This is a genomic window from Yersinia rochesterensis (assembly GCF_003600645.1).
GTDB lineage: Bacteria > Pseudomonadota > Gammaproteobacteria > Enterobacterales > Enterobacteriaceae > Yersinia > Yersinia rochesterensis.
In genome coordinates, this window is sequence record NZ_CP032482.1 from 3,655,556 (window position 1) to 3,672,202 (window position 16,647).

Consider the following 16,647-nt stretch of genomic DNA (forward strand, 5'->3'; position numbering starts at 1 on the left):
TTACTCCATGGTCTGTTCAGCAAACAATTGCACCTGGATTTCTCCCGCTTCGGCCAGCGCACGCACCTGTGCCATTATCTCTTTGCGTACATGTTCTACGCGACTGACCGGCACAGCCCCCATCCGATTGGTAGCATTTTGCAACTGTTGTATCTGGCGCTTTGGCAATACATCATAAATGGCTTGGCGCAGTACCGGTTCAGTGCCTTTCAGCGCTATCGCCCAATCACTCATCGGGATATCATCCATCAAGCGCTGCAAGGTGACCTCACTTTGGCGGCTGAGGATAAAGAATTCATACATCTCATCCTTCAGATCATTGAGCACCTCTTCATCACGTTCTCCCAGTTGCTCCAACAACTGCTGCTGGTTGCCGGGAATGCGGTTTACGATATTCGCCGCTTGTTTGATCCCCAAAACTTTGGAGCCGTGCTCTGACAATACCGCCACGCCGCGCTCAATCAGGCGATCCAGTTCATCCACTACATCGCGGTTGACGTCATCGAGCTTGGCAATCCGGTACAGCACATCGTCCTGCCGCCCTTTATCCAGATAGGCCAAGACCTCGGCGGCGACATCCGGCGGTAGAAAAGCTAAAAATACCGCCTGTAATTGCAGATGTTCCTGCTCAATCAACGCCGCCAGTTGCGGTGTCCCGACCCACTGCAAGCGGGTCATCCGATGGCGGATTTCATCACCATAGATGCCATTAATGACACTCTTGGAGATATCACTGCCCAAGGCTTTACTCAGAATGCCTTGCAGATAACTGCGGGAAGCGCCGTTGATCCCGCTTTGTTCACGGTAATCGACAAAGAAATCATCCAATGCCTGCCGCGCATGGTTCAATTTGACACCATGCAAGCGAGACATAGTTTGGCTGATACACACCACTTCCTCGCGCGTCAGTTTTTGCATCACCATCGCCGCAGCTTCCTCACCCACACTCAGTAGCAAAATCCCTGCCTGCTCTAAACGGCTGCGTACCGGGGCAGAAGCAGTTGCGCCATCACGCACCACCGCATCATCATTCTGATTGAGGTTTGATTCGTTCATTATTATTAATCCATTGTTTAATGACTTCGGCGACACGTTCAGTTTCTAACTGAGCCAGTTGTTGCAAGTGACCGATTTTTATATCCAGGCCAGAGCCTTGCGGTGGCAGGTTGTCATCTTCTTTGAAGGAAGAGGCTGGTAACATCGCTTCTGTTGCGGTGCCTTTTTCACCCGCAGTCTTTGCCGCATTCAGGCTGTCAATGTTTTCGGACATCGCTGAAGTGGCCTGCTTATCATCCTGACGTGATAACCGCGCTATCAATGGCCGCACACCGAATAGCAAGAACAACAGCGACAATAAGCCAATACCCACGATCTCCGCCCAACGGAAAGTTGTCGCATCTTGCCACCACGGAATGACAGACTCTTCCATCACTGTCGGCGCAGTAAAGGCCAGCATATTCAGAGTCAGAGAATCACCCCGTTTCACGTCGATACCGGCAGCATCTTCAATTAAACGCTTCAATTCATTCAGTTGTTCTGGTGTCCATTTCTCCAGTGCCGGAGCCGATTTATTCAAAATGACCGCCACTGTCATTTTTTCCAGCTTAAAACCCGGATGGCGCACATGGCGGATATCGCGGTCGTAGGCATACTTACGTTGCGCCTGACTGCGGCTCATCATTGCAGGTGCATTGGTGTTGTTCGGCTGAGCGGAGGGCTGATTGCTTAACGACCCCGGAATCCCCATCGCCATGTCTTCGTTGCCGTTCTCCTGCTGAATATTCTCATCACTGACACGCGGCTCTGCGCCATAACGTTCCAGCGTTTCTTCAACACGGCTCAGATCAAGTTGGGTTGCAACACTGATGCGGTAGTTATTGATACCGACCACGGAGCTAAGTAGATTGGCGATACTCTTCTCGGTCGTGCTCTGTAAATAATGGGCTAATTCGGCACCACTTTTCACATTTGTCATTCCCTTGTCGTTAGCCTGATAGGCTTCTGACAACAGCTCACCGTGCTGATCGACCACCCGCACATTAGCCGCTTTCATGCCGGGAATGCTGCCAGCCACCAACTGGACAATGGCCCCCACCTGTTCCGCTTTCAGCGTTTGACCATATTTTAGGCGTAAGATGACCGATGCACTGCTCTCTGAGCGATTGCTGATGGCAAAAGAACTGGCCTCACTCATTCCTAAGTGAACCCGGGCATAATCCACGGCGGTTAGCGCCATGATGCTTTGCGCCAGTTCCCCCTCCAGACTGCGTTTGTAGCGCACATTCTGAATAAACTGGCTACTGCCGAGCATGGTTTCCTGATCCATCAGCTCATAACCTGTCGGCAATGTGGCAGTAATACCTTTAGCTGCCAGCAGAATACGGGCTTTGCCGAGTTGGTTTTCCGCGACTAATATTTGGCCATTATCTGGATTAATACGATAGGCAATCGCCTCGCTGTCCAGCACTTCAACCACTTGCGTCACCGGAATATGCTCCTGTGAACCAAACAAGGCGGTATAGCCCTGCGAGCTGCGCCAAAGGCTGAAAATAATCGCACCGGTGACCAAAATAGCCACCGCGCCCATGAGAATACTTTTTTGATTTTTACCCAACCTGATGGCGGGCAATTGTTGCTTAATTTTATCTAACACCGATTTACCCTACAGCGCAGTATTCATGACTTCGTCGAGTGCAGTGGTAAGCTTATTACGCACCTGCACCATCGCTGAGAAAGCCACACTGGCTTTCTGACTTGCTAGCATCGTGCCGGTTAAATCATCACTGACGCCCATATCCATTGCGGTCTGTTTATCGCTTGCCACATGTTGTAAGTTATCCACGCTATTAATCGCGCCTTTAAGCACCCGGGAAAATGAAGGGGAATTCACCTCGTTAACCTGAGCGAACAAACTACTGCCCGCGGGTTGTGGTAATGCAGTGCCAAACTCAACACTATTGCTGGCTATAGCCGCCATCTGTTGCATTTCCGCTATCATCGGCAATTGCATATTTGGCATAGTGATAGCTCCAACTTTATCCATCGTTCTTCCTCTTATGAGTAACACTCAATATCGATACCGTCTTCGCGCATATTGGCCAACCGATAGCGCAAGGCGCGCGGTGTAATACCTAAAAATGCGGCCGTTTTAGATTTATTTCCCTGGTGTCTTTGCAATAAATCCGCGATATATTGGTATTGAGCCAAACGTCCGCGTAATTTAATGTTACTTTCGCCATGATTGGATTGAATATTTTCAGTAGAGAATACCGGCTTATTTTCTGCCAATTTATCTCCCGCCAATTGTCCCTCTGATACGGACAGATTTCTTGTTGCAGGCAGACCTAAGTGTGAAATGTCGATTAATCCATCATTGCTCATAATAATTCCGCGTTGGATAACATTCTCCAACTCGCGAACATTACCTGGCCAGTAATACGTCTTTAACTCATACTGAGCTTGTGGGGTAATATTGATTTTCACATCTAGAAAATTACGATATTTATTAAAAAATGCACTTACCAACGGCATAATATCTTCAGGTCTTTCGCGCAGCGGTGAGATATGAATAGGTACTACTGATAAACGGTAATAGAGATCTTGACGAAAGCGTCCTTCTGCAATCTCAACACTCAAATCTTTATTGGTAGAGGCAATAATACGAATATCTAGCGGAATACGTTTATGGCTACCTAAACGCTCAACTTCCTGTTCTTGCAACACGCGCAATAACTTAACTTGCAAGGCTAATGGCATGTCGCCAATTTCATCCAATAATAAAGTACCGCCATTGGCTTGTTCAAATTTACCGGCAACACTGGCAACAGCCCCAGTAAATGCACCTTTTTCATAACCGAATAATATAGCTTCCAGCATACTCTCGGGGATAGCGGCACAATTTACTGCAACATAGGGCGCGTTCTCACCCATCGCTTTATGATGGATATATTTTGCCACACACTCTTTACCTGTTCCGGTCTCTCCAGTGATTAATACTGGCACATTGAATTCTGCCACCCGACGTGCAAGAGAGAATACGCTCACACTGGAGGGGGCATTAGCAACAAAACCATGTTCATTTTTAGATAACACATCCATAGCCATATTCATCATAATGTATCCACTCTCCAGCAAAGCCAACAAATCACATTCAACAGTTAATAACACGACACATAAAAAGGCATTATTAAATCTCAAGAAAATAAAATATTAGATCCTTTCATTGTTATTCAATCATTAGAAGTCCAGACAAAAATCCTGCTGGGTAATGACTATATATTTACTATTGAAAATAAAGGAATTAAATAAAAATTAAAAAAATTAAACCTTTAAAATCATTGTGTTACTGAAAAACAATTAATTCAAAAATAAAAAAGAAATAAATTAATAAAGAAATTACTATTGTATTGATTTTCAATAGAAGGTTTAATTAACATCCTAACGAAAACATAAGTAACTCACTCATCCCTATAACCACTGACGAGATCGTGAGAAATTATTCGGACTATGATTTTGGATAAAGCATGAAGCCAAATAAAGCTAAAGCGAGAGTTCACAACAGGGACTCGCTACCGGAAATAATGACTCTGGACATTAATAAACTTGGGCGTCCTTATCATAAAATACCCAAAATCGTGGGTGGCTACTTTGCGGTAATTGAAAAGCAAATCAGCCTCTATTTTTTAAGAAAATATCGAATCAATATCACGTTAAAGGATATTAAGTTCAAAACAGATTGTCATTACAAGAATGCTCAAACACTCAGTAGCCAGATAGGGAATATTGCCTTTGATATCGACCGCACTCTACTGCTTAATATTCTTAATGACTACTATGGTTTAACTAAAGAAAAGAACATAGTTTCCATTGTGGATAACACACCGAAAACCCAGACAGAAGATAGACTAAAAAACAAACTAAGCATAGAAATAGCTGATTTGATTCTTAATCAGCCAGTATTCGGTGAGCCATTGGTGATCAAAAACAATAATTCCACACCTATTGTTAATTGGTCCTATCATATGGATTTTTTGTTAAAGGATTATGAGAATATCGGTTTTACACTACTTATTGACACCCCTCATGTCGACAGGCTGCTTAATACATTACACACCGGAATCAAAGAAGAAAAGAAAACTCAGACATTGTCATCAACACAATTTAATCAATTGGTAAGCCAATTACCTATTCAGCTTACCAGCCAGTTAAGCTGTAGTGAACTCACATTATTTGACCTAATGGCAATAAAAGAGGGCGATATTATCCCTGCTTCTCTACCTGAAAGGTTCCCAGTATTTATTGGCAAGAAACCCTTATTTAGTGCTGTGGTTACTGAGAGTCGCGGCAAACTATTTTTATCTGAATTTAATGAAAAAACTAATGAGATGAACCATGACTGACCAATTAATTGAACTCGACAATGATCTGGATTTTAATTTCTCAACACCAGAGAATGAGGCTAGCGTACCACTTTCTGCCCCTACGGCTACAGTGCCCGCCGTGGATAACAGCCAGTATGAACAGCAACGCAAAATATCGCTGTTCAGCCGTATTCCTGTCACATTAACACTGGAAGTCGCCTCGGTGGATATTCCACTTTCTGAATTGATGTCAGTGAATAATGATTCAGTTATTGAGTTGGATAAACTGGCCGGCGAGCCACTAGATATTAAAATCAATGGCATCATGTTCGGTCAGGCTGAAGTCGTGGTGGTCAATGAGAAATATGGCCTGCGTATTATCAGCTTCAATAGCCAAAGCCTGGGTGAACTCGCTTTATGACCTTGAGCCGCCTGCCAACTATGACAGCTAAAATCATCAGCAGTGGCCTGGTTATTAGCGGATTATTGTATTCCCCTCTTCTCCTCGCGCAGGAGGGGGGGATAACCCTGTTTAGCACGGCACAAACTGCTGCCGGTCAGGATTACAACGTCAAGATTGAAACCCTGATTCTGATGACGCTGCTTGGCCTATTACCCATCATGATGCTGATGATGACCTGCTTTACCCGCTTTATTATCGTGCTGGCAATATTACGCCAGGCGCTGGGATTGCAGCAAAGCCCCCCCAATAAAGTGCTGACCGGTATTGCGCTAGCGCTAACCTTGCTGGTGATGCGCCCGGTATGGACTAAAGTCCATCAAGACGCCGTCATTCCCTTTCAGAATGATGAAATCACCTTACCGCAAGCGCTGGCCCGTGCGGAAATCCCCCTCAAGAATTATATGCTGGCACAAACCAGCAGTAAGTCGCTGGATCAGATGATGGATATTGCTCAGGTCAGTGGCGAGCCGCAACAGCAAGATCTTACCGTCGTGACTCCCGCTTATCTGCTGAGTGAATTGAAAACTGCTTTCCAGATTGGCTTTATGATTTACATACCTTTTCTGGTCATCGACCTGATTGTCGCCAGTATTTTGATGGCGATGGGGATGATGATGCTGTCACCGCTCATCGTTTCGCTACCCTTTAAATTAATGCTGTTTGTGTTGTGCGATGGCTGGACATTAATTGTCGGGACGCTGACTGCCAGCGTGCAGGGGTTATAGCATGATGACCACTGATATTGCAGGAGATATTATTGCCGCAGGATTGCATCTGGTATTGATCATTTCGGTGGTTGCCATTATTCCCAGCTTATTAACCGGGCTATTGGTCAGTATCTTTCAAGCCACTACACAGATTAATGAGCAAACCCTCAGTTTCCTACCGCGCTTGGTGATGACCATGCTGGTATTGATCTTTGCCGGTAAATGGATGATGACCAAACTGAGTGACTTCACCATTGCTATTTTCCAGCAAGCCGCACAGTTGGTTGGGTAACAGGCAATGGGAATAGATATTCAAACACTCACCACGCCGGTATTCGCACTTTGGCTGCCCTTTGTGCGTATTTTAGCATTTTTTCATTTTTGTCCGGTTCTCCAGCATCGCGCTTTTCCCCGTAAAGCGAAGATTGGCACCTCGCTGCTGCTGGCGGTTTTAATCACCCCCATGCTCAGCCAGCCGGTGATCTTGGGTGAGTTATTATCGATGAATTCATTGCTGCTGACTGGCGAACAAATCCTGTGGGGCTGGTTATTTGGCTCCATGCTGCAACTGGCTTTTGCCGCCCTACAGGCCGCTGGCCAGATTTTATCAATGAATATGGGTTTAGGCATGGCGGTGATGAATGACCCAACCAGTGGTGCTTCAACGACCGTTATTTCACAAATTATTTTTGTCTTTAGCACACTTATCTTTTTTACCATGAATGGGCACTTGTTACTGGTCACTATCCTGTATAAAAGTTTTATCAGTTGGCCGATGGGCGAAGCTATCAATGATTTCTCCTTACGATCACTGGCATTAAGCTTAGGTTGGATCATGTCATCCGCCACACTGCTGGCACTGCCAACCACCTTTATCATGCTGATTGTGCAAGGTTCTTTCGGTTTGTTGAACCGCATTTCTCCGACCTTGAATCTTTTCTCTCTTGGGTTTCCAATAGGTATGTTGTTCGGCCTGTTGTGCCTACTGCTACTGGCCATCAATGTGCCGGATCATTATCTCAATTTGACTAACGAGATCCTGACGCAGCTCGAACGGATGAAGGTGTACTGATGTCATCCAGCAGCGGAGAGAAAAGTGAAAAACCCACCAGCGGTAAACTGACCAAAGCGAGAAAGAAAGGGGATATTCCGCGCTCCAAAGATGTCACTATGGCGGCCGGATTAGTGACATCATTAGTCACCCTGACGCTATTTTTACCCTATTACAAAGAGTTGATTCGTGAGTCATTTTTAGCTGTTGGCCGTACAGCGGGCAGAATAGATGACCCCACAGCACTGGAACAATTACTGCTGACCAACCTGTTTATCTTTTTCAAGTTCTTGCTTACGCTAGCCCCGATTCCACTGGTCAGTATATTGGCAACCTTAGTTCCTGGCGGTTGGAATTTCACACCGGTAAAATTAATCCCTGACTTTAAAAAACTCAGTCCATTGGCAGGAATTAAAAAGATATTTTCCGCCAGTAATGGTACCGAAGTCTTGAAGATGCTCGGTAAGTGCAGCATCGTGCTTTATACCTTATACCTGATGGTCAATAACTCGCTGGCCGATTTATTGCGTTTACAGGCATTGCCGCTACAGGAAGCGATCACTGAAGGATTTATTTTATATCACGGAATTTTGGTTTATTTCATCGCCATTATTGTGATTTTTGCCGCGATCGATATTCCACTTAGCAAATATCTTTTCACCAAGAAAATGAAAATGACTAAGCAGGAGGTGAAATTAGAACACAAAAGTAATGATGGTAATCCAGAAATTAAAAATAGAGTTCGCCAATTACAACGGCAGTTTGCCATGGGGCAAATTAATAAAACCGTCCCAAATGCTGATGTTATTATTACTAACCCAACACATTTTTCAGTAGCATTAAAATACGCCCCAGAGAAAGCCAGCGCACCTTATATTATCGCAAAAGGGAAGGATGATATTGCATTATACATTCGGACTGTGGCTAAGAATAATGATATTGAAATTGTTGAATTCCCTCCTTTAGCTCGTGCTATTTACCATACCACCAAGGTCAATCAACAGGTTCCAGCCCAGTTGTATCGCGCCATCGCTCAGGTATTGACCTATGTAATGCAGGTCAAGTCTTGGCGATCTGGTCTGGCTAATAAACCGGTATTAAATACTTACCTTGGTATTCCCAAAGAGATGCAGAAATTCCATGATGAAAAATAAGTTTAGTTATCTTGCTCATATAGTAAGAGATATGCATGTTACTGTTCCAATATTAATCCTTTGCATGTTGGCAATGGTCATTTTGCCGCTATCACCTATTGTATTGGATATTTTATTTACCTTTAACATTGTGTTATCTGTATTAGTTTTATTGGTCAGCGTAAACAGTAAACGTCCACTTGATTTTGCAATATTTCCGACTGTATTACTGATTGCCACCTTAATGCGCTTAACATTAAATGTGGCGTCAACACGAGTGGTGTTACTCAATGGTCATGAAGGTGTTGGTGCTGCCGGTAAAGTGATTGAAGCTTTTGGCCAAGTGGTCATTGGTGGTAACTTTGTTGTTGGTTTCGTGGTGTTTATCATCCTAATGATCATCAACTTTGTCGTCGTGACGAAAGGTGCCGAGCGAATTTCTGAGGTTTCCGCCCGCTTTACATTAGATGCACTACCGGGCAAGCAGATGGCTATTGATGCCGACCTTAACGCCGGATTAATCAATCAGGAACAAGCCCGCCTACGCCGTAAAGAAGTTGCCAGCGAAGCCGACTTCTACGGGGCAATGGATGGCGCATCCAAGTTTGTTCGTGGTGATGCTATCGCCGGTATTATGATTCTGGTGATCAATGTGATCGGCGGCATTTGTATCGGAATTTTTAAATACGACCTCAGTGCCAGCCAGTCATTCCAGCAATATGTATTACTGACCATTGGTGATGGTTTGGTCGCGCAAATTCCTTCACTGTTATTAGCCACTGCCGCGGCAATTATTGTCACCCGGGTGAGTGATGGCGGTGATATGACTGATGAAATTAAAGATCAGTTATTAGCAAAACCGACCATTTTATATGCTGCGGCATTTGTGATGTTCATTCTCGCCATTGTGCCGGGGATGCCCCATCTTGCCTTTCTCAGCTTCACCGGATTACTCCTGTTCGCCGCTTGGCAGCAAAGTAAAAAAATACAGCAAGCGAATATTGAACCCGATCTTACAACCCTCAACCAAGCAATTTCAGAAGATAACTCACTCAATATTAATTGGGATAATATACCCGTCGTAGAACCTATCGGCCTGAATCTTGGTTATAAATTAGTGACACTGGTTGACGAAGCGAAAGATCGGCCATTAATCCAGCGGCTGCGTGGTGTGCGCCAAATTATCTCGGAAACCTGCGGAATCATATTGCCCGAAGTTAAAGTGCGGGAGAATTTTCGTTTAAAGCCCTCTCAGTACACTATTAATGTTAATGGCGTCAAAGTCGCGGGCGGTGAAATTTATATTGATAAGCTAATGGCAATTCCAACTACGGAACAATACGGGGAAGTCGATGGTGTTTTGTCGATAGATCCCACTTATGGCCTGGCGGTGGTGTGGATAGAGCCACAAAATAAGGCGAATGCCTTAAACTTTGGCTATCAAATAGTCGATTGTGCCAGTGTGGTAGCAACTCATGTCAATAAAGTGGCACGGGAACACCTGCCAGTGTTATTTAATTACGACGATATAACACAATTACACCAACGGCTGGAGTCATTGTCACCTCGACTAGCGGAAGATTTTGCTGCGGCATTTAATTTTAGTGAGTTATTAAAAGTCTATCGGCAATTATTAATCGAAAATGTCTCCCTTAAAGATATTGTGACCATCGCAACCACATTATTAGACAGTGCCAATGTGACGAAAGACTCACTTTTATTGACCTCCGATGTGCGGTACGCGTTGCGCACCGGGATCGTCAATAGCATCAATGGCGATGATAAAAACCTGTCGGTTTATACCATTAATAATGCATTGGAGAATATGTTGCTTGGCTCACTCAATCAGGCACAGCAAGCAGGAAAGATCGTCTTGGATAATTTCCCTGTCGACCCAAATATTCTGACCCAGCTACAACAGAATATGCCTATCATTAAAGAACAAATGAAAGCGGAGAATCACCAACCTATTTTATTGGTCACTCCGCAATTACGCCCCTTGATTGCACGCTATGCACGATTATTCTGCAATGGGCTTAACGTATTGTCTTATAACGAAATACCTGATGATATGTCATTGAACGTGATTGGGACGTTAGAATAAAAATATTGTTAATTATCATTATAAAAATGGCCAGGGTGTCGACACTCATTGCTCGACACCCTGGCCATTTTTTATATACTTAAAATTCCTGTCGCGAATCATAGGCCCTGACTCAATTAATTGAGTCGGAATAAGAGCACCCCGCCCGCTCTTCGGCGACCTTCACCAGCAAGATATATCAGTTATCCATAAAGGTTTGTTGCCATTCGACAATAGTTTTAGGTCTTTTATCTTTGTCTTCAGGCACATTAGTAAAATAATGAACTCGCAGGCTTCCATTCTTGTCAGGTGCAATATATGCGGCCCACATCAAACCGCTACGATTATACATAATTATCGACGCTCGTTTATTTGCAGCCCCTCGCACCCACGTAGATAATACTTTTGCGCCTCGATTATCCCTGTCTTGGCTATAGATATAGACATTGGCTGAAGCAATAAATTGGGCATAATGTTCACCGACTAACTCACGGAAAATCTTATCATTCTCGGCATCAGTAAAAATACCAATGGAAAGTAAAGTCGATATTTCGCGTGGATCTTTTTCAGCTCGGACATATTGCCCATCAATAAAAACATCTTTGGGCATCGAGATGCGACAACCCCAACTGCCATTGCTGTGTACTTGAATAGAACCATCTTTTATTGGAATCAGTAACAGCCGACAATTTGCTGTATTTTCAATAAGATCAATCACAGCCAGCCCTTCAACTTTACGGGCATCAGCTCTAAAGTTACCGGTATTTTCACCCGACCAGGCATGGCTATCAATACTGAATCCCCACTCCGTAACTCGAGTTACCTTGATAACACCACCCCGGTCATTACCTTTGGTGATATTCCACCATTGACCACGCCAGTCGAAATTTTCATCAATGTCTGACATAGAGGCAATGCCCTGAAAATAAGCACGCTGGATACAGTTATTACTGGTGCAACTGTTCAGAGATTTCTCCCATACTTGCCGCTGCTGATAAACTGTTTCAGTATCATATTTCACTAACATCGCTTGATAAATATCACTGAGTGTCTGATCAAGCCAATGAAGATCTTCATCACCGCAGACAGTGTATTCAACCGGTGTTGCTGCTCGCTGGCAGTTTATAGCGAAAGATGAAGATGAGATAATCATCAGCAAAAAAAAGAAAACACCGCGAAAAAAAACCATATTATTTAGCCTAATGAAAATATATTTTTATTATTAATGAGATAATTACGAATAGGGTTATTATATCGGCTTTATGGCTAAAAATCTGTATCTGACAATAAAAATCCACCAGATTATGCTAAGTATCCCGCACAACCCGATGGATTATCCATACTATTATTAATGGTAATTATTTCTATTATATAAAGTTAATATCTCTACAACTCATTATTCAGCCCTTTCAGGGGTAAATCACCAAGAATAAAATCATTAATGATGCTGTTGATATCCCTATCACTGCAAAAACCTAATGATTTAGCGTAGCGAGCGTCGAAATTTCCAGGCCAGGAATTGACAATTTTCTCAATGAGTGGGTCTTTCTGAATCCTAATTAGATCGGCCACTTCATTACCTGCAATGCGCCGTAATGTATCAATTATCTGTTGCACACGAACAGATAACCCAGGCAGATTAATCACTCGCCCAGACTTAAGCTGACTGGCATCCAGTTGATGACCATGAATCAGGTTATTAATTGCCATTTTCGGCGATAACAGCCACAAGGGTGTTTGTGGGCTAACAGGGCAAACTACTGCAATACCCTGTAATGGCTCACGAATAATGCCACTGGCAAAGCTAGAAGCGGCGCGATTAGGTTTGCCGGGGCGCACTACAATAGTCGGCATTCTTAAGCTACGACCATCCACGAATCCCCGACGGCTATAATCTGCCAGCAATAAATCATTCAATGCTTTTTGCGTCCCATAGGAACTTTGCGGCGCCCAAACCTGCTCATCGGGCACCACTGCCGGTAACTCTCCGCCAAATACAGCTACTGAACTGGTAATGATGATTTTAGGGCAATGCCCCAATTGACGCGCCCGCTCCAGCAGCCCACGGGTGGCATCAAAATTGATGCGCATACCCAGTTCAAATTCCTCTTCTGCTTGACTGGAGACAATTGCCGCCAGATGGAAAACGGTGCCAATCTGATGGTCAAAAACATTCGCCAGCCATGATGAATCGGCGATATCACCACAAGAGACCTGCACCCGTTCATTCGCTATCCCACGCAGCGGCACCACATCACAGGCAATGATTTTATTGATACTGTGCTGATGACCCTGGCTATCCGTCAGACTCTCCAGTGTCAGTAAATGCTCAATTAATCGACGCCCCAGAAAACCCGCAGCACCCGTTACCATTATGTTCATTGTCATATCCTTTTTATCTGCGCGGTTAGCGGTTAACTGTTTTAGCTGGAACTAAAAAGACTAACCCTGCACCAATAAATAACATGGTGGAAATAATCAACATCCCGACGGTGGTACTTTGCGTCAGATCTTTCAGATACCCCATCATATAAGGTGCGACGAAGCCCCCCAGGTTGCCCCAGGAGTTAATCAGTGCGATACCTGCGGCGGCAGCGGTGCCACCAAGGAAGGCCGTTGGCAAGCTCCAAAACAGTGGTAAAGTGCTCAATGCCCCCATAGCTCCTATAGTTAACCCCACCATGGCGATGATGATGTTGTCACTGAAGCTGGCGGAGATGATCATCCCAATTCCACCCAATGTCGCAGTTAATGCCAAGTGCCAGCGCCGTTCCCGTAAGCGGTCGGCACTGCGTGATACCACGACCATGGTCACAGCCGCCGCCGCATAGGGGATGGCGCTCAATAAACCGATGTACAAGATATTGGTCACTCCGCTGTCTTTAATCAGCGTCGGCAACCAAAAACCAATGGTGTAAAAACCGGAAATCAGGCAGAAATAAATAAGGGTGAGCAACCAGACTCGGGGTTGCAGGAAAATCTCTTTCAGGCTGCTATGGACATGATGCTGTGTGTCATTATCGATATTGGTCTGTAGGATTTTTTTCTCTTCAACAGTCAGCCATTTGGCATGTGCGATCCTGTCCGTCAGTTTAAAAATCACCAAAATACCGATGAGTATCGAGGGGATACCTTCCAGAATAAACATCCATTGCCAGCCAGCAAAACCATGGAAACCATTAAAGGCATCCATTATCCAGCCAGATAGCGGTGCACCAATCACCCCGGATAATGGCACTGCGGTGGCGAATAAGGCATACATTCGGCCACGGCGGTTACTCGGGAACCAATAAGAAATATACAGGATTACCCCCGGATAGAAGCCGGCCTCAGCAATCCCCAACAAACAACGCATCACATAGAATGACATCGGCGTGGTGACGAAAGCCATCCCCGCCGAAATAATGCCCCACGTTATCATGATGCGCGCAATCCACAGCCGCGCCCCAACACGATGCAACATCAGGTTGCTGGGAATTTCCAGGAAGAAGTAGGCAATAAAGAAGATACCGGCACCAAAACCATATACTGCATCGGAGAATTGTAAGTCATCAGCCATTTGCAACTTGGCGAAACCCACATTCACCCGATCAAGATAAGCCATGACATAACACAGCATCAATAAAGGTAAAATATGCCATGCCGCTTTACGATAGGCATGATTCTCCTCCGGTAATACCTTTGGTATCACTAAAGGTTCGGTTGATGATTCAGACATAATAAAGCCTCATATTATAATTATTTGCAGGGAACAAAGGTCAGCCATAATCCTGTCAACTACCGCAGTTGGTGTTGCATATTAATATTAATGTTAATTTTAGTTATTTAATGTTTATTAAAGTTAAATCTAAGGGATAAGTCGGGAATTAAATGCGATTCAAATCACAACATTTAACAAGAGATAATGGAGAAAGATACAATCAACTGATTTTAAATGAGTTTAAATTTAATCTTATTCACGAAAAGTAACATTAACAGTGAAAATCGGCAGCAAGTGCCGTCATGAAGAGCAATACGAAAGGGTAAATAGCCAGATACGACTCACCCCACGCACAAGAAATTATCGCGGTGAGGTGTCACGAGGAAGCGCTTAGAAATGAAACATAACTGCTCAAGCAGACAATACCTATCAAGCAGACAATGTCGCGCCGCCGTCTACCACAATATCTTGCAGAGTAATATGGCTGGCTAAATCCGAGGCGAGAAACACCACGGTGTTGGCAATTTCCTGCGGGGTGGCGATTTTCCCCAGTGGGATACCCAATTTATATTGCGGTGGAAAACCGGCAATCGTCCGCTGCTGCGCATCTTCACTGTGCCACATGCCGCGCTGCATCGGGGTATCCGTAGAGCCGGGGGAGACCACATTGCACCGCACACCGTAAGCCGCTAACTCTAATCCAACGCAATGACTAAAGCTGGTTAATGCTGCTTTAGAAGCACAATAAGCCGACATTTGGATGCGCGGCACATGCGCGGCATTGGAGCCAATAGTCACTACCGCGCCAAAACGCTGCCATTTGAACTGTGGGATTAACTGGCGCAAGAGATAAAACGCGCCGGAAACATTCACATTAAAGCACTGTTGCCAATCTTCGAGACTCAGCGCCTCAGTCTCTGCCATGCGGAGAATCCCGGCACCATTCACCAGAACATCAATACGCGGAACCTGGCTCAATAGATGCTGGCACACCAACGCGACTTGCTGCGGGTTGCTAATATCCAGCAACGCCGTGGTAAAAGGGAAGTTTTGTGTCGCCGAAAAGCTTTTATCCAACCCAACGACATCTGCACCCAGCGCGACAAACTGGCTGGCAATTTGATAGCCAATACCCTGCCCTGCCCCAGTGACCCACACCCGTTTATCAGTAAAATCCATCTGCGCCGCTTTGTTTATTGCGCAGGTACTTTTCGCGGACGAAACCTGATTAGTCGCCATTATTCAGCCCCGACCAATGACACATTTTTGTCTCGATCAATAAGTTGTGGCTCCAGCAGTTTCCACCAACCATTCAAGCTCGGGTTCTTGGCTAACGCGACAAAACTCAGTTCTATACCTTGCTGACGCCACTGTGTGGCTAGCGCCATGATATGCACCGAGTTCAGACCATAATCGATCAGATTTTCGTCTTCATCGAAATCATCAGCATTTTCATCAATCAGAGCCAGTAATTGCTGTTTTAGCTTTTCTTTACTGAAAATAAGCACATTTTCGTTCACGTTAGCGACAATTTCACTGGTAAATATCACCCGCCCGCTGCGCGTTGCCACATACTTAAGTGCCATCAAATGATCTTCCAGAGAGAAATCAGCGATAGCATCGGCGACCATAAATGGCTGAATATCTTGCATAAAAGCATCTGTGGCGGTCGTCAGGCAGCCGATATGGCCATAAATGCCACAAATAACCAACTGATCACGGCCCTTATCCGCCATGATTTGGCGTAATGGTGAGCGGTAAAACGCGCTGTATCGCCATTTAACAAGCACTTCATCATCCGTATCCGGTGTCAGCTCTGAAACGACTCGCTGTTTAGCCGGATGATTATTCAAACCTGCGCCCCACATATCATTAAGCAGCGCGCGATCCTCAGCACTTTGATGATTAGGCTGAGCAGTATAAATAACGGGTATTCCCTGCTGTTTACAGTAATTTCTCAACGCAGCAATATTTGCGATAACTTGCTGTATCAAATGGTTATTTTCACCATAAAAGCTCACAAAATAGTCCTGCATATCATGGATAAGTAACACGGCACGGGCGGGGTTAAACTGCCAATTCACTTTATTCGCCGGAAATTGCCCCACTTTAGGGAGGTCATAAGCAGAAAGAACCGGAATAGCCATCAT

Annotated in this window: 16 protein-coding genes; 7 read left to right on the forward strand and 9 right to left on the reverse strand. The window is 44.8% G+C overall.

Annotated elements, in window-relative coordinates; translation table 11 throughout:
* From DXZ79_RS16990 to DXZ79_RS17005, 4 genes are read right to left on the reverse strand one after another with little or no spacing between them, the layout of a single operon-like run.
* On the reverse strand, positions 1 to 1,056 hold the full coding sequence (locus tag DXZ79_RS16990) for a flagellar motor switch protein FliG (RefSeq protein WP_038639125.1): 1,056 nt from the start codon (positions 1,054 to 1,056) through the stop codon (positions 1 to 3).
* A complete protein-coding gene (gene fliF, locus DXZ79_RS16995) occupies positions 1,028 to 2,653 on the reverse strand; it encodes a flagellar basal-body MS-ring/collar protein FliF (RefSeq protein ID WP_038639123.1) in 1,626 nt (541 codons plus the stop codon). The genes DXZ79_RS16990 and fliF overlap by 29 nt, the downstream gene beginning before the upstream one ends.
* A gap of 9 nt (positions 2,654 to 2,662) precedes the next feature.
* Positions 2,663 to 3,043: a flagellar hook-basal body complex protein FliE gene (gene fliE / locus DXZ79_RS17000; RefSeq protein WP_038639120.1), complete on the reverse strand. Its 381-nt coding sequence runs from the start codon at positions 3,041 to 3,043 to the stop codon at positions 2,663 to 2,665.
* An 11-nt stretch (positions 3,044 to 3,054) separates the two neighbouring features.
* Complete coding sequence (locus DXZ79_RS17005; RefSeq protein WP_038639117.1) at positions 3,055 to 4,113, reverse strand: sigma-54 interaction domain-containing protein; 1,059 nt, start codon at positions 4,111 to 4,113, stop codon at positions 3,055 to 3,057.
* A gap of 410 nt (positions 4,114 to 4,523) precedes the next feature.
* On the opposite strand from DXZ79_RS17005, the gene DXZ79_RS17010 reads away from it, so the two are divergent.
* The 7 genes from DXZ79_RS17010 to DXZ79_RS17040 are packed head-to-tail and all read left to right on the forward strand — an operon-like array spanning position 4,524 to position 10,818.
* Entirely contained in the window at positions 4,524 to 5,399 is an 876-nt protein-coding gene (locus tag DXZ79_RS17010) for a FliM/FliN family flagellar motor switch protein (protein WP_050291943.1), read from the forward strand.
* Positions 5,392 to 5,781, forward strand: a complete 390-nt coding sequence (gene fliN, locus DXZ79_RS17015) for a flagellar motor switch protein FliN (RefSeq protein ID WP_038639111.1) — start codon at positions 5,392 to 5,394, stop codon at positions 5,779 to 5,781. Before DXZ79_RS17010 ends, fliN begins: the two co-directional genes overlap by 8 nt.
* Positions 5,782 to 5,801: 20 nt before the next feature.
* Positions 5,802 to 6,548: a flagellar type III secretion system pore protein FliP gene (gene fliP / locus DXZ79_RS17020; protein WP_162928785.1), complete on the forward strand. Its 747-nt coding sequence runs from the start codon at positions 5,802 to 5,804 to the stop codon at positions 6,546 to 6,548.
* A gap of 1 nt (position 6,549) precedes the next feature.
* Positions 6,550 to 6,822 (forward strand): flagellar biosynthesis protein FliQ, encoded by a 273-nt coding sequence (fliQ, locus tag DXZ79_RS17025; RefSeq protein ID WP_013650415.1) that lies wholly within the window; start codon positions 6,550 to 6,552, stop codon positions 6,820 to 6,822.
* A gap of 6 nt (positions 6,823 to 6,828) precedes the next feature.
* Positions 6,829 to 7,602 carry a flagellar biosynthetic protein FliR gene (gene fliR, locus DXZ79_RS17030; protein WP_038639106.1) on the forward strand — a complete coding sequence of 258 codons (774 nt, stop codon included), beginning with the start codon at positions 6,829 to 6,831 and terminating at the stop codon, positions 7,600 to 7,602.
* Positions 7,602 to 8,735 (forward strand): flagellar type III secretion system protein FlhB, encoded by a 1,134-nt coding sequence (gene flhB, locus DXZ79_RS17035; RefSeq protein ID WP_038639098.1) that lies wholly within the window; start codon positions 7,602 to 7,604, stop codon positions 8,733 to 8,735. Before fliR ends, flhB begins: the two co-directional genes overlap by 1 nt.
* On the forward strand, positions 8,722 to 10,818 hold the full coding sequence (locus DXZ79_RS17040; RefSeq protein WP_038639095.1) for a flagellar biosynthesis protein FlhA: 2,097 nt from the start codon (positions 8,722 to 8,724) through the stop codon (positions 10,816 to 10,818). Before flhB ends, DXZ79_RS17040 begins: the two co-directional genes overlap by 14 nt.
* A gap of 178 nt (positions 10,819 to 10,996) precedes the next feature.
* Here DXZ79_RS17040 and DXZ79_RS17045 read toward each other — a convergent pair whose 3' ends face one another.
* The 5 genes from DXZ79_RS17045 to DXZ79_RS17065 all read right to left on the reverse strand — a co-directional run bounded on the left by DXZ79_RS17045 (position 10,997) and on the right by DXZ79_RS17065 (position 16,644).
* Positions 10,997 to 11,986, reverse strand: a complete 990-nt coding sequence (locus tag DXZ79_RS17045) for a lysozyme inhibitor LprI family protein (RefSeq protein WP_038639091.1) — start codon at positions 11,984 to 11,986, stop codon at positions 10,997 to 10,999.
* 197 nt (positions 11,987 to 12,183) lie between these two features.
* Positions 12,184 to 13,179 carry a D-erythronate dehydrogenase gene (gene denD / locus DXZ79_RS17050; RefSeq protein ID WP_120011482.1) on the reverse strand — a complete coding sequence of 332 codons (996 nt, stop codon included), beginning with the start codon at positions 13,177 to 13,179 and terminating at the stop codon, positions 12,184 to 12,186.
* 25 nt (positions 13,180 to 13,204) lie between these two features.
* Positions 13,205 to 14,515 carry an MFS transporter gene (locus tag DXZ79_RS17055; protein ID WP_038639086.1) on the reverse strand — a complete coding sequence of 437 codons (1,311 nt, stop codon included), beginning with the start codon at positions 14,513 to 14,515 and terminating at the stop codon, positions 13,205 to 13,207.
* A gap of 411 nt (positions 14,516 to 14,926) precedes the next feature.
* Positions 14,927 to 15,736 carry a 2,3-dihydro-2,3-dihydroxybenzoate dehydrogenase gene (dhbA, locus tag DXZ79_RS17060; protein ID WP_230852385.1) on the reverse strand — a complete coding sequence of 270 codons (810 nt, stop codon included), beginning with the start codon at positions 15,734 to 15,736 and terminating at the stop codon, positions 14,927 to 14,929.
* A complete protein-coding gene (locus DXZ79_RS17065; RefSeq protein WP_038639083.1) occupies positions 15,736 to 16,644 on the reverse strand; it encodes an isochorismatase in 909 nt (302 codons plus the stop codon). The genes dhbA and DXZ79_RS17065 overlap by 1 nt, the downstream gene beginning before the upstream one ends.
* Positions 16,645 to 16,647 lie beyond the last annotated feature (3 nt).

Coding starts and splice junctions, on each gene's coding strand:
- dhbA (WP_230852385.1), bottom strand. CDS start 15,736: ATGGCGACTAATCAGGTTTCGTCCGCGAAAAGTACCTGCGCAATAAAC.
- DXZ79_RS17040 (WP_038639095.1), top strand. CDS start 8,722: ATGATGAAAAATAAGTTTAGTTATCTTGCTCATATAGTAAGAGATATG.
- denD (WP_120011482.1), bottom strand. CDS start 13,179: ATGAACATAATGGTAACGGGTGCTGCGGGTTTTCTGGGGCGTCGATTA.
- fliE (WP_038639120.1), bottom strand. CDS start 3,043: ATGGATAAAGTTGGAGCTATCACTATGCCAAATATGCAATTGCCGATG.
- flhB (WP_038639098.1), top strand. CDS start 7,602: ATGTCATCCAGCAGCGGAGAGAAAAGTGAAAAACCCACCAGCGGTAAA.
- DXZ79_RS17045 (WP_038639091.1), bottom strand. CDS start 11,986: ATGGTTTTTTTTCGCGGTGTTTTCTTTTTTTTGCTGATGATTATCTCA.
- fliR (WP_038639106.1), top strand. CDS start 6,829: ATGGGAATAGATATTCAAACACTCACCACGCCGGTATTCGCACTTTGG.
- fliQ (WP_013650415.1), top strand. CDS start 6,550: ATGATGACCACTGATATTGCAGGAGATATTATTGCCGCAGGATTGCAT.
- fliN (WP_038639111.1), top strand. CDS start 5,392: ATGACTGACCAATTAATTGAACTCGACAATGATCTGGATTTTAATTTC.
- DXZ79_RS17055 (WP_038639086.1), bottom strand. CDS start 14,515: ATGTCTGAATCATCAACCGAACCTTTAGTGATACCAAAGGTATTACCG.
- DXZ79_RS16990 (WP_038639125.1), bottom strand. CDS start 1,056: ATGAACGAATCAAACCTCAATCAGAATGATGATGCGGTGGTGCGTGAT.
- fliP (WP_162928785.1), top strand. CDS start 5,802: ATGACAGCTAAAATCATCAGCAGTGGCCTGGTTATTAGCGGATTATTG.
- DXZ79_RS17005 (WP_038639117.1), bottom strand. CDS start 4,113: ATGATGAATATGGCTATGGATGTGTTATCTAAAAATGAACATGGTTTT.
- DXZ79_RS17065 (WP_038639083.1), bottom strand. CDS start 16,644: ATGGCTATTCCGGTTCTTTCTGCTTATGACCTCCCTAAAGTGGGGCAA.
- DXZ79_RS17010 (WP_050291943.1), top strand. CDS start 4,524: ATGAAGCCAAATAAAGCTAAAGCGAGAGTTCACAACAGGGACTCGCTA.